Annotated in this window: 10 protein-coding genes; 8 read left to right on the forward strand and 2 right to left on the reverse strand. The window is 67.3% G+C overall.

Translation table 11 applies throughout. The features are described from left to right. Positions 1 to 469: 469 nt before the first annotated feature. The 8 genes from QZY03_RS07800 to QZY03_RS07835 are packed head-to-tail and all read left to right on the forward strand — an operon-like array spanning position 470 to position 10,453. Positions 470 to 2,473, forward strand: coding sequence for a methyl-accepting chemotaxis protein (locus QZY03_RS07800; RefSeq protein ID WP_295579841.1), 2,004 nt, complete (start codon positions 470 to 472; stop codon positions 2,471 to 2,473). After that, positions 2,473 to 3,519, forward strand: coding sequence for a chemotaxis-specific protein-glutamate methyltransferase CheB (gene cheB, locus QZY03_RS07805; protein ID WP_295579844.1), 1,047 nt, complete (start codon positions 2,473 to 2,475; stop codon positions 3,517 to 3,519). Before QZY03_RS07800 ends, cheB begins: the two co-directional genes overlap by 1 nt. After that, the gene (locus QZY03_RS07810) at positions 3,516 to 5,087 is read left to right on the forward strand and encodes a CheR family methyltransferase (RefSeq protein WP_295579846.1); all 1,572 of its coding nucleotides are present in this window, start codon (positions 3,516 to 3,518) and stop codon (positions 5,085 to 5,087) included. The genes cheB and QZY03_RS07810 overlap by 4 nt, the downstream gene beginning before the upstream one ends. A gap of 10 nt (positions 5,088 to 5,097) precedes the next feature. Then, positions 5,098 to 7,308 (forward strand): hybrid sensor histidine kinase/response regulator, encoded by a 2,211-nt coding sequence (locus QZY03_RS07815; protein WP_295579848.1) that lies wholly within the window; start codon positions 5,098 to 5,100, stop codon positions 7,306 to 7,308. A 5-nt stretch (positions 7,309 to 7,313) separates the two neighbouring features. Further along, positions 7,314 to 7,700, forward strand: coding sequence for a response regulator (locus QZY03_RS07820; protein WP_295579850.1), 387 nt, complete (start codon positions 7,314 to 7,316; stop codon positions 7,698 to 7,700). 51 nt (positions 7,701 to 7,751) lie between these two features. Further along, entirely contained in the window at positions 7,752 to 9,494 is a 1,743-nt protein-coding gene (locus tag QZY03_RS07825) for a diguanylate cyclase (RefSeq protein WP_295579852.1), read from the forward strand. Next, positions 9,484 to 10,026 (forward strand): chemotaxis protein CheW, encoded by a 543-nt coding sequence (locus tag QZY03_RS07830; RefSeq protein WP_295579855.1) that lies wholly within the window; start codon positions 9,484 to 9,486, stop codon positions 10,024 to 10,026. The genes QZY03_RS07825 and QZY03_RS07830 overlap by 11 nt, the downstream gene beginning before the upstream one ends. A gap of 16 nt (positions 10,027 to 10,042) precedes the next feature. Continuing rightward, the gene (locus tag QZY03_RS07835) at positions 10,043 to 10,453 is read left to right on the forward strand and encodes a hypothetical protein (RefSeq protein WP_295579857.1); all 411 of its coding nucleotides are present in this window, start codon (positions 10,043 to 10,045) and stop codon (positions 10,451 to 10,453) included. Positions 10,454 to 10,536: 83 nt separating this feature from the next. Here QZY03_RS07835 and QZY03_RS07840 read toward each other — a convergent pair whose 3' ends face one another. Both QZY03_RS07840 and QZY03_RS07845 read right to left on the reverse strand, forming a co-directional pair. Beyond that, a complete protein-coding gene (locus QZY03_RS07840; RefSeq protein WP_295579859.1) occupies positions 10,537 to 10,710 on the reverse strand; it encodes a DUF6399 domain-containing protein in 174 nt (57 codons plus the stop codon). Between the two features lie 233 nt (positions 10,711 to 10,943). After that, the coding region (locus QZY03_RS07845; protein ID WP_367116244.1) for an ATP-binding protein at positions 10,944 to 12,768 on the reverse strand (1,825 nt) is incomplete at its 5' end.

Raw genomic sequence — 12,768 nt, forward strand, 5'->3', positions numbered from 1 at the left:
CTTCGAGCGGCATTTCATTCGCGGCCTGGCCAAGATGCAGACGCGCGTCGGCTTGGCGCTGGCGGTCATGATGGCCATGGCGCTGGGACACGTCAAAGCCGGTCGCCTCGAACAGATGCGTTCGCTGGTTCAGCCCATCCCCGCGACCGGATAGCCGCGGTTTCCACTGTCTCCACTGCTTGCGGTCAGGCCGCCCACGCGTCGCCTGCGGGCGCGGCTGTCCGCAGAACAGCGTTGTTGAGAATTATTCTCAAAAAGGCGCCGCGGCGACCCGATGTCGTCGGTGCGCGCCAGGAAATGCCTCTGCGTCAGCCCGTCTCGCGCCGACCCCGGTCCCGGCGCGTCCGCGAAAAACGCCGCAGCGCAAATGTCTCCGCCTGGTCTGCCGTTGAATCCCTGACCCTGTTATGCTTGATTAACCAAACCGATGACCGGGTCCGACCCGGTGCTGCCCGAGGTGTGAGTCACGATGTTCAAGAATCTGCACCTCTGGGCCAACATCATGCTGGGAATGGGCCTGGCGATGCTGCTGGCGATCGGTGCGCAGGGCTACGGCAATCTGCTCAGCCTGCGCGAGGTGATCCTCACCGCCGAGCGCGCCGAATTACGCCAATCGATGGAGAGCCTGGTGGCCGGGGTGGCGGCCGAAACCCGGCTGGCGCAGGCGCTCAGCGCCTTGGTCGCCAACATTCCGGACGTGCAGACGCATTTCGCCGCCGGCGACCGGGCCTGGCTGCAGGCCGCCCTGCTGCCACCCTATCAGGTGCTGGCGAAGGACTACGGCGCCCTGCAGTTCCAGTTTCACACCCCGCCCGCCACCTCTTTCCTGCGGCTGCATCTGATCGACAAGTTCGGCGATGACCTGTCGGCCATCCGCAAATCGGTGGTGGATAGCAACCGCACCCGCACCCCGCAGCGCGGGCTCGAGGTCGGCGTCGCCGGGCTGGGTGCCCGCGGGATGGTCCCGATCTTCGACGGCGAGCAGCACCTGGGTGTGGTCGAATTCGGCATGTCGTTCGGCCAGGCGTTCTTCGATGCATTCAAGACGAACTTCGGCGTTGATGCCGGCCTGCATCTGGTGGGCGACGACACCATCGAGACCTTCGCCACGACTTACGGCAAGCGGCCGCTGCTCGCCCCCGCCGTGCTGCGCGCGGCCCAGGCCGGGGAGCCGCAACTGGTCGAAATCGAGGTCGACGGCCGCCAATTGGCGGTCTATGCCGCGGTCATTCGCGATTATTCCGGTACGCCGCTCGGGGTGGCCGAGGTGGCGCGGGATCGGTCGCTTTATCAGACCGCCATGGAAGACGCCACCACTCAAGCCGGGCTGAGCGGCGGGCTGGCCCTGCTCGTCGGCGTGGGGATCGCGCTGCTGACGGCGCGCGCACTGAGCCGGCGGATTCGACTCTTGACCCAGGGAGTCCAGCGGGTTGCGGCCGGTGATCTCAGCCGCGATGTCCCCGGTGAAGGCAAGGATGAACTGGCTGAATTGGCACGCGCCGCCAATGCGATGCGCGGCCATCTGCATACCCTGGTGTCGGAGGTCGACACCAATGCCGCCGCGGTGCATCGGGCCGCCCAGGAGATCGCCCAGGCGGTCGATGGCCAGGCCGCCAATTCGACCGAGATGTCCGCCTCGGTGGCGGAGATCACTTCCACCATGGAAGAACTGTCCGCGTCCTCGACGCAGATCGCCGAGTACTCCGAATCGGTGGTCGAGGTGGCCAGGCGCACCTTCGACCAAAGCCGCGCGGGTGCGCAGGCGATGCAGCGGCTGGCGGACCGGATGGAGGCCATCCGCGGCGACAGCCAGAGCGCACTGGCCGAGATCGTCGATCTGGGGCAAAAGTCCAAAGAAATCTCTCGGGTCATGGAGATCATCGACACGGTGGCCGATCAGACCAAATTGATTGCATTCAACGCCGCGCTGGAGGCCGCCTCGGCCGGTGAATCCGGCAAGCGCTTCAGCGTGGTGGCGGCTGAAATCCGCCGCCTCGCCGACTCGGTCACCGAGTCCACCAGCGAGATCGCGACCAAGGTCGCTGAGATCCAGGAGTCCATCAGCCGCCTGGTGGTCACCTCCGAGAAGGGCAACACGGGCATCACCCAGGGGATGGCCGAATCGGCCCAAGCCGCGGAGTTCCTCAACGCCCTGGTTGCCGATGCCGGCCAGACCACCAGCGCGGCCCAGCAGATCAGCCTCTCCAGTCAACAACAGCGCACGGCCAGCACCCAAGTGGTGGTGGCGCTGCGCGAGATCGTCACCGCCAGCGCCGACACCGCCGGATCCGTGCGGCGCATCGCCGCTATCGCCCAGGCGATGACGCGGCTCTCCGCGGGACTCAAGGGCCAGGTCGAAGGCTTCAAACTGGAGAGGTCCGGCCATCCGGACGACGCCGCGGCAACGGACGCGTCTGCCGCACGGGCAGCACCAGACCGGCAGGCCGCCACCGGACCGGCGAGCGTCGACTGATGGCCGCGCGGCGCGAGGGACCGGCTCGGGTGCTGGTGGTGGACGACAGTGACACGGCCCGCGGACTGCTGCGCGCCATGATCGAGGACGACCCGCAGTTGACGGTCTGCGGCGAGGCGGCTGACGGTCAGTCCGCGGTGGAGCAGGCAAGCCGCTTGCGACCCGACCTCGTGACCATGGATCTGCGCATGCCGGTGATGGACGGGATGCAGGCCATCGCCGAGATCATGGATCACTGTGCCACCCGTATCCTGGTCGTCTCGGACCTCACCGATGCCGCCCAGGCGATGGCCGCGGTCGCCCGCGGCGCACTCGACGCCATCCCCAAACCCGACGCGGACGCCGGGCCGGCCTTCACCGCGCGACTGCGGATGCTGGCCGGTGTCCCGGTGATCCGGCATCTGCGCGCGCGCAACCCGGGGGCCGCCGCACCCGACCACAGGCCCGACTACACCACGACCATCCCGCCCGGTCACCCGGTGATCGCCATTGCCGCGTCGACCGGCGGACCCCAGGCCCTGGCCCAGTTGTTGCCGGTGCTGCCGCTGGGGCTCATGGCCCCGGTCCTGATTGCCCAGCACATCTCCGACGGATTCGCCGCGGGCATGGCCCACTGGCTCGACGATCTTTGTCGGTTACCGGTTGAAGTGGCCCGCGACGGCGATCATCTGGTGCCCGGCCGGATCTATGTGGCCGACTCCAGCAGCCACCTGACCGTGCTGTCGGGACGCACCATCCAGCTCTGCCCGCACCTGGAGGGCGACCGCTATCACCCAAGCTGCGACCACTTATTGTGCTCGGTGGCGGCGGCAGCCGGCCGCAGCGCAATCGGCGTCATCCTCACCGGCATGGGCCGGGACGGCGCGCGCGGCATGGCCGCCATCGCCGCGGCCGGCGGCACCACCATTGCCCAGGACGAGACGAGCTCGGTGGTCTTCGGCATGAATCGGGAGGCGATCATGGCCGGCGGCGTACAACAGGTTCTGCCATTGACCGCCATCGCCGCCGAATTGATCCGGCTCGCCGGCCGCGGCATCGCCGAATGAACCTGAACCTGACCCAGACCAAGGCGCTGATTCGGGAGCGGCTGGGATTGCACTTCGACGGCCATCAAGAGGCTTGGCTCCAGCGTGCCGTCAAGGCGCAAATGGCGGCTTTGGGCACGACGGCCCCCGACGTCTACCTGACGCGCCTGCGCGAGGATGCGGCGGTCATGCAAGCGCTGACCAGCCTGCTGACCATCAAGGAAACCTATTTTTACCGCGAGCCTCACCAGTTGCGGCTGTTGACCGAGCACCTTGCCCCGCTGCTGCTGCGCACGCGCGACCCGGACGATCCGATCCGGATTCTTTCGGTGGGCTGCGCCACCGGTGAGGAACCCTACTCCGTCGCCATCGCCCTGCGCCAGCGCTGGGGTGAACAGGCCGAACGGTTGTTTGAGATCAGCGCTGCCGATGTGGACGAACGCGCCCTGGACCAGGCCCGGAGCGGACGCTATCGATCCTTCTCCTTCCGCGCCATGCCGGACGACCTGATCGCCCGCTGGTTCACGTCGGCGCCGGACAACACCCGACTGATCGCCCCGGCGGTGCGCCGTCAGGTCCGCTTTCGCCCGCTGAACCTGCTCGCCGAGCAATTCCCTGATGACCTCGTCGGGCACGATCTGATCTTCTACCGCAATTTGTCGATCTATTTCGACGCGCCGACCCGCGCCGCCGTGCTGGGTCGGCTGAGCGCGCTGCTGCGACCCGGCGGCTACCTGATCGTCGGCACCGCCGAGACCCTGGCCAACGACCTCGGCGTGCTGCCGACACGACAGCATGAAGGGGTCTGGTTTTTCGCCAGGCAGTCGCCTGAAGGGCTTCCTGAACCGACACCGGACGGACCTGTCTCAAACTGCTGGGGCTTACCGACCGCGGGGGCACGCACACCCGGGGAAGCGACGTCCCGCCGCGCGGCACCGTCCGCCAACCCGGACCCGTTCGCGGGCGCGCGGGCGCACCCTGATCCGCGCGGTGCCGATGCGGACGCCCAACGGGTGGTGGCAGCGCGACCGCCCGCCGCGCCCAGGGAGCACGCCGCGGCGGCGACCCGACCGGCCGCCCGGCGCTACCAGGAAGCGCTCGGTCTGGCGCGTGCCGAGCAGGTCGATGCGGCCCTTGCCTGCCTGGCCCCGCTCGGCGTCGCCGCGACAGACCCTGAGAGCATGACCCTGCGGGCGCACCTGTTGCTGGAGCGTGGTGACCTGGAGGCCGCCCGGACCGCGGCGCGGCAGGTGTTGATCGCCGATGCCTGGTCAGTGGACGCGCTGGTCTTGCTCGGACGCAGCGCCCGCGCGCAGGGTGACCTGGACGAAGCCGTCGATGCGCTGCGACGCGCCATCTACCAGCGTCCGGAGCATTGGCCGGCGCATTACCAACTGGCCGAATGTCACCGCAATGCCGGCCGTGGCGATGCGGCGCGGCGCGAATACCGGATCGTGCTGCGCCAACTGGCCGACGCGCGAGCGGGCGCCGGTACCGCGCAGACCGGCCCGCTGCCGTCGGCGCTCTCGCTCACCGACCTGCGGCTGCTGTGTGAGGCGCGCCTGCACGGGCTCGCGGACGCCACCTGAGGCACGCGTCATGGCCCTGGATCTGAGCAAATTCATCGGACGTTTCAGCGGCGAGGCACGGGATCACCTGACCCGGCTGACGACAGGACTCGCCGCGCTGGAAGCCCAACCGGATGACGCCGAGGCAATCAACGCGCTGTTTCGCTCCGCCCACACTATCAAGGGCTCGGCACGGATGCTCAAGCTCACCGGAATCAGCACGACCGCCCACCACCTGGAAGACCTGCTCGGCGCCCTGCGCGCCAATCACTATCAGGCCGACCCGGCCGGCATCAGCCTGCTGTTGGCCGGAGTCGATGCGATCGCCGCCCAATTGGATCAACTGGAGTCGGTTGGTGGAGACCCACCGGCCGATCCGGCACTCTGCGACACACTGGCGCGCGCGGCCGCCGCGGGGCTGGCCGCGCCGGCCACTGCGGACCTGATCGGGAGTGGTCAGCCTCCAGTCGATGCCACCCCCGACCAACCAAGCGCGGTCACGCCGCCGGCCGCCGCTGCACCTGCGCAGCACGCGCTCGACAGCGTGCGGGTTCCGTTGGCAAAGCTCGACGAGCTGATCCGTCTGATCGGCGAGGTGACATCGGTCCAAGTCCAACTGCGGCAACGGGTCCTGGAGGCTCAAGACCTGGGTCGAGCGGCACTCAAGCAGGCGGTCGGCGACGGCCGCGCACCCGGCGGCTTGGCCGACCCGGCGGCCGCGCAACGGTTCGCACATGACCTGCGCGATGATGTGCAAGCCCAGGAATTGCTGGTCGCCGGACTGCGCGAGCGGGCACTGGTGCTGCGCATGTTGCCGCTCGCCATGGTTTTCGATCCCGCCGCGCGGATGGTCCGCGAGTTGGCGCGCGACCAAGGCAAGGAGGTGCGCTGCGAGGTGCAGGGCGGTGAGATCGAACTCGACCGGCAGCTGATCGACGGGTTGGGCGGCGCCCTGATCCATGTGCTGCGCAACGCCGTCGATCACGGGATCGAGGACCCCGCGACTCGCCGGGCCGCCGGCAAGCCGGAGGTCGGACAGGTGCGGATCAGCGCGCGCCAGACCGGCGGCGGCGTCGTCCTCGAGGTCAGCGACGACGGCCGCGGCTTGAACCGCGAGCGGATCATTGCCAAGGCGCTCCACAAAGGCTTGCTCGACCCCGCGCGGGCCGCCACGCTGACCGACGATCAGGTGTGGGAGCTGAGCTTTGCTCCGGGCTTGAGCACCAGCGAGATCATCACCGACCTGTCCGGGCGCGGGGTCGGACTGGACGCGGTCAAACACACCGTCAACGATGTGCTGCAAGGTGCCGTATCACTCGTGAGCCGCACCGGTGAGGGCAGCACCTTCGCCTTCACGCTGCCGTTGTCACTGGCGGTGATGCGGGTGCTGGTGTTTTCCTGCGGCGGGCAACGTTTCGCCCTCGCCGCCCAGCATGTGGTCGAACTGCTGCGGGTGATGGCGCACGAAGCGATCACCCTGGCGGGACGCCCGGCGGTGGTGCTGCGCAACGAGTTCGTACCGCTGATCCCATTGGCGGGACTGCTGGGTCTGCCGCCCACTCCAGCCGCGCGGGACATGGCCTCCGGAACCATGCGACGGGGCGACGGGATGCGCCTCGTGGTCGTGATCGGGGTCCGCCAGGCCAAGTTGGGGCTGATCATCGATCAACTGCTGGACGAACGCGCGATGGTGATCAAGACCCTGCCCGAGCACATGCGCGGCTGCCCCTTGGTCGGTGGTATCGTAGTGACCGGCGATAATGCCTTGGTCAGCGTGCTGCAGGCGCCGAGCCTCATGGAGACCGCGCGCCGCACCCGCGGTGAGAACGCCGTCCAGGGTACGGCCGGCGACAGCGCGCGGCCGGGCCGGGATGAGCCCTGGCACATTCTGGTCGTCGATGACTCGTTCAACACCCGCGAGATCGTCAAGGATGTGCTGGAAGCCTGTGGCTATCGGGTGACCACCGCCGAGGACGGACTCGATGGCTGGCAGAAGGCCCTGGGTGGACGCTTCGATGCCGTGTTGACCGATGTGGAGATGCCTGGTCTCGACGGCTTCTCGCTCACCGCGAAGCTGCGCACGCATGACCGCTACCAGGCCACACCCATCGTGATCATCACCTCGCGTGAACAGGAAGAAGACAAGCGGCGGGGGATTCAGGTTGGCGCCGATGCCTACATTGTCAAAGGCGACTTCGATCAATCCAGCCTGCTTGAAACCTTGCACAATTTGCTGGGGTGAAGATCATGCGCATACTTATTGTTGACGACGACCCGCTGGCGGGTGAATTGGCGGCGGCCGTCCTGGAAGATGCCGGCCATGACTGCGTGCTGGCCGAGAACGGGATCGCCGCGCTGGAACTACTGGCGGCTGACGCCGCCATCGGGTTGATCGTTTCGGATATGAACATGCCGTTGATCAGCGGGCTTGACCTGTTCCGGGAACACGGCGCCCAGGGCCGTGCGCTGCCCTTCATCCTGCTCACCGGCGACGACCCGGAGCCGTTGCACGCCCAGGCTCCGGAGCTGGCAGGCGTGCTGATGAAGGACGCGGCGCTGGAAGATACGCTGCCGGCCTTGATAGCGACACTGGCCGTCGACCTGACTGGTCTGGTTCAGGGACGATCCGTATGAGGCCGAATCCCAGGCAACAGCAATCCGCGCTCGGCTAGCGACGCGACGGCCATGACACCACCATCGGACACCTTCAAGGCCCGCAAGGCGCGGCTAAGATCCGCATTCCTGACGCAGTTGCCGCAACGTATCAGTGAGGCGCGCCTGGGGTTGGCGGCGCTCCCAGACACGCCGGTGGAGCCGGAGGCACTGACCGGTCTGGCACTGGTTTTTCACACCATCAAGGGCAGCAGCGCCTCGTTCGGTCTGACGGCGATCAGCGACCTGGCCCGACAAGCGGAGGACGCGCTCCGGCATGCACTGACTGTCGGCGATCCGCTGTCGGCGCAACTGCGCGCGACCCTGGGTCGGACACTCGACCAGTTGGCGGCCATGGGGGCGCGGCCCGCCGAGGACACGGACGCGGCCGACCGGTTCGGCTTTGAGCCCCTGCCGGCTGCGGCCGAACCGGCACTGGCCCATGCCGGGCACGCCACGCAACGGCGCGCGAAACGGATCTATCTGTGTGATGACGACGGCGACCTGGGCCAGCAACTGTGTACCCAACTCGCCTGCTTCGGCTATCAGGTCACGGCGCTGAGCAGCCTCGCCGACCTGCGGGCGGCCGTGGCCGCAGAAGCGCCCGCGGCGGTGATTATGGATGTGATGTTCCCGGAAGGAGAGCACGCCGGTCCGGCCGCGCTCGCCGACCTCCATGAGACACTCGGCTACGTGGTCCCGAGCCTGTTCATCTCCAGCCGCGACGATTTTCAGGCGCGACTGCAGGCGGTCAAGGCCGGGGGCAGCGCGTACTGCACCAAACCAGTGAAGACCACCGAGATGGTCGAGTTCCTGGATGCCCTGACCAACCGGGAGTCGCCCACGCCGTTTCATGTGCTGGTCGTCGATGACGAACCCAACATTGCCCAACTGCACGCCATGGTGCTGGAGGAGGCGGGCATGACCACGACCATCGCCACCGACCCCGCCGCGGTCATCGACCTGCTCAAGGGATTCAATGCCGATCTGGTGCTGATGGACATGTATATGCCGCAGTGCTCCGGCCCTGAGTTGGCGCGGGTGTTACGGCAGATGCCCGGACACATCAGCCTGCCCATCATCTATGTGTCCTCGGAGACCGACCGCGACCGCCAGTTCAAAGCACTCGAGGTCGGTGCCGACGGGTTCCTGACCAAACCGGTGGAGCCCGCGCGGCTGGTCAATGAAGTCAGTCTGCGTGCCGAGCGCATGCGCACCCTGCACGCGCTGATGGTGCGCGATGGCCTGACCGGGCTGTTCAACCACAATACCATCATGCAGTTCCTGGAGATCGGGGTCGCCAACGCCCGCCGCGACCACCGCCCGTTGTGCTTCGCAATGATCGACGTCGACCGCTTCAAGCGAGTCAACGATGCCTACGGACATCCAGCCGGCGACCATGTGTTGATGGCATTGAGCCGGGGCTTACGCCTGCGGTTGCGCGAGTGCGACGTGGTCGGACGCTACGGGGGCGAGGAATTCGCGGTGGTGCTGCCCGGTGTCGAGGTGGAAGACGGCAAGGTCATCCTCGATCAATTGCGCACGAGCTTCGCCGAGGTCTTGTTCTATGCCGGCGATGCGACCTTCCGCTGCACCTTCAGTGCGGGGATCGCCGCCTTCCCCCACATCACGTCCGCCGACGCGCTGATCGAGGCGGCCGATGTGGCCCTCTACTGCGCGAAGGGAAACGGGCGGGATCGGGTCGAGATCGCGTCCGCGGATGACCGTTTCGGAAGCCAGGCCCCGATTGCCCGGGAGCGTGCGGATGAACAGTGACGCCAAAGCGCCAAGCGATGCGCCAATGGACGCACTGACCGCGGCACTGGAGCGCCGTCGCCGCGGTGATCAGAACGTCGTGGCGGTCGATTTGCCCACCGTGCAATGGGTGGTCTTCACCCTCAGCGGTCGCACCTTCGCTTTTCCCGGTACCCAGGTCGCGGAGATCCTGCCGCTCCCGCCCATTTATTTCGTCCCCGGCTGCCCGCCCGCACTCGAGGGGGTGATCGACGTGCGCGGCAACATCTGCTCGGTGCTGCGGCTCGGCGATCTGCTCGATAGTCCCCATGGACCACCCACGCGCCGCACCGCCATCCTGCGCGGCCGCGCCGCCGACATGGAGAGCGGGCTGCGGGTCGATGCGGTCGAGGACGTACTTGAGGTCGCGCAGGAAGCGCTCCTGACGCCACCCGACAACCTTCCGGAGCGACTGCAAGGGCTTGTCACCGGGGTCTTTCAGCACCGCGGGCAGCGGGTCCTGGCGCTGGACATGGAGCGGTTGTTCCAGTCGTGGCGCGACGCCCGCCTGTAACACCTGGACCCAGGATGTGACCGACATTGACCTGGTTGTGTTCCGCTGGAACGCGCTGCGGCTGGCCGTTCAGGCGTGTCAGGTGCTTGCCTTGGAGTCGACCCTTGACCCTGACGCACCCTCGATCGGCGATCTGCTGGGGTTACCGACGGGAGAAGGAATACCGGGTGTCGTTACGCTGGCGGGGCCTCCACGCCTGTTGCGTCTCGCCCACCCGGCCGGCGCGCTCCGCGTGCGCGTGCAGGAACCGGTCGTCCAAGTGCGGCTGCCAGCTTCCGCCATCCACCCACTGCCGCCGCTGCTCGCCGCCAGGCTGCGCCTGCCCGGCGTCCGCGCCTTGGCTTGGCAGCAAGGGGAGGGACCCGGTGCACTGATCGTTATCCTTGATGTCGGCGATTTGGCTTGCGAAGCGCAGCCGGCAGTATGAACGCCTTCGCACCTGACGTCCAGACAGACCCTTTCGAGATTTGCCTATCGGTGGGCCTTGATCATCCTTCCGACCACCCCCCGCTACGCCGCCACCGGCACGAGCGAGAGCGGCTTGGGTGGGCGGGGCCGTCGGCGCGCTGGTGGCGGGGGTAGCGGCATCCGCTGGAGCACCAGCGCGAACAACGCCGCGTGGGCTTGGCCGAAGAAACGCTCGGCGGCCGTGGTGCCGTCAGCAATTCCAAATTTGGGCGGCACCGCGCGACCTCTGGTGGATGCGGCGCGCGCGACCGCCTTGCCGAGTCCCTGAGACCGAGCGGCGCGCCTTATCCACCCTACAACGGAGCCGGTTGCGTAGGGTGGATAAGCGCAGCGCATCCACCATCGGGCTCGCTGCAGACACACTGATGGCGGCGGCCACCCAAATTTGGATCAGCCGTGGTGCCGTCGGCACTGCGGATGTGGTAGTGACATTGGTCGGTCTAATCCTGCTACTCCTTCTCGAACCCTTGGCTCGTAAACTTCAGCGTCCGGCAGTTCTCGGTGACCGTGCGCACCACATGGTCCGACGCGCCGGCCGGAATCGTGGCCTCGACTTCGATGGTCACCGTCACCGTGGTCCCGACCAGGCCCGCAAGGTGCGCGATGACCTCCTCGGCAATGCGGCTGGCATCGCGGCCTACGCGGGTGGCGTCGAGCATGGCCGTGCCGTGGAAGCGCTTGGGTTGCGCCGCCGCGGGTTGGGGGTCGGGCGACGGGGTCAGGTCAGGTTCGGTCACCCCCGTAGAGCCAGTGGTCGTTCCGCTACCGCCCTCTGTGAAGGTCCCAGGCAATGGACCAGGATCAGGAGCGACGACCACCCGCTCATCATCCATCTGCCGACGCGCCACGTCCGACTTCACCACCAGCCCCGGTGCATGGGCATCGATCAGCGTCACCATCTGTCCGCCGCGCAAGCCCTGGTAGCGGCCAACTGTCTCATCGAACGCATCGGCGAAACCGAAGCTGTCCTGCAACCAAGTCAGCAGGTTCATCCCATCGCCGATGGCATGGAGCAGGACGCTCGGATCCTTGAGGCGAGGCAGATAGAGATAGCGCGCGAAGTCCTCGACCAGTTGCTTGACCGCCACATGATCGCCGCGCCACAGCGGCACGCGGTCCAGTTCCATCTTGAGCCGCGTTGCGGCGAAGCTGGTCAGGTAGAGTTCATCGGAGCGCAGCTTCTTGCTGGCGCGCATCGCCAGGGCATCGGTGCCGGAGAGCCGCAGGGCCTCCCAGGCAATCGGGGACTGCGGTGTGGCCTGCCCCGGCACCAAAAGCCACAGGTAGGTCTCTGGTAGCCGCGCCGTTACGGTGCCGTCGGCCGCGGTGCGCTGGGTCTCAGCCTGGGTGACTTGGAAGGGCGACAGGTTCAGGTCCTTCTGCTCGGTCAGGATCGACACCCAGGCCAGATACTTGCGGGCGGCATCATCCAGATCCTGCAAGCGGGTCTTGTCCGCCGCCAGAAAGACCAGGGTGTTGCGGTAGAGCCGGGGCGTGTTGCCGCGCGACTCCAGAATCGCCTTGGCCGCCAGCTCGGCCGGGCTGTTGGTCTCCTTGCTGTAAGGGTGCCCGATGCCCAGCACCACCAGACGCGCATCCAGATCGTCCGGCACGTCGGCGCCGCTCTGCGGCAGCGGGTGGATGCGGGGGAAGTCGCCCATGCGCTGTAGATCCTTGCGCAGGCGCTGCTCCAGCTCGTGAGCGACCTTGTCCGGCTCACGCTTCAACTGCTCGGCGCGGTCCTCCGCCAGCTTGGTCACAGTCGGCTGGGTTGAGTACCAGTAGTGCGGCCCGTCCTGATACAGGTAGGTCGCGGCAGCGGCCATACGGCGTAGCGCGTCACCAAACACGGCGGGGGATTCGCCCGGCATGACGCAGCCGAGCTTCACCCGCCGGTCCTCAATGCCCTTGTGCGCGGCGGCCGTGGTTGGCGCCGAACCCAGGTAGATGGTGCGCGCCACCCGCCGACAGGCCGAGAGCTTGCCCAGATTGGGCAGTTCGCTGTCGAGCTTGAGCGGCAGCGAATTCGGCCCGTCCACGTCCTTCTCGATCACCGGCACCCAGTTGTCCGAGAGATAGCGCGTCAGTTCCGACTGCACGCGCGGATCGTCGATCGAGACATTGGCTGGCAGAATCAGCGGATTGCGGTCGCCCTTCTCCCACAGGCTATGGATCACCGCCGCCATCAGCCGCAAGACGCCGCGCGTGCGCTGGAACTTCACCAGGGTCGACCAGTCGGTGTAGAGCCGGTCGAAAATCTCCGGGTGGATCGGA

The sequence above is a fragment of the uncultured Lamprocystis sp. genome, from assembly GCF_903933125.1.
Taxonomy (GTDB): domain Bacteria; phylum Pseudomonadota; class Gammaproteobacteria; order Chromatiales; family Chromatiaceae; genus Thiodictyon.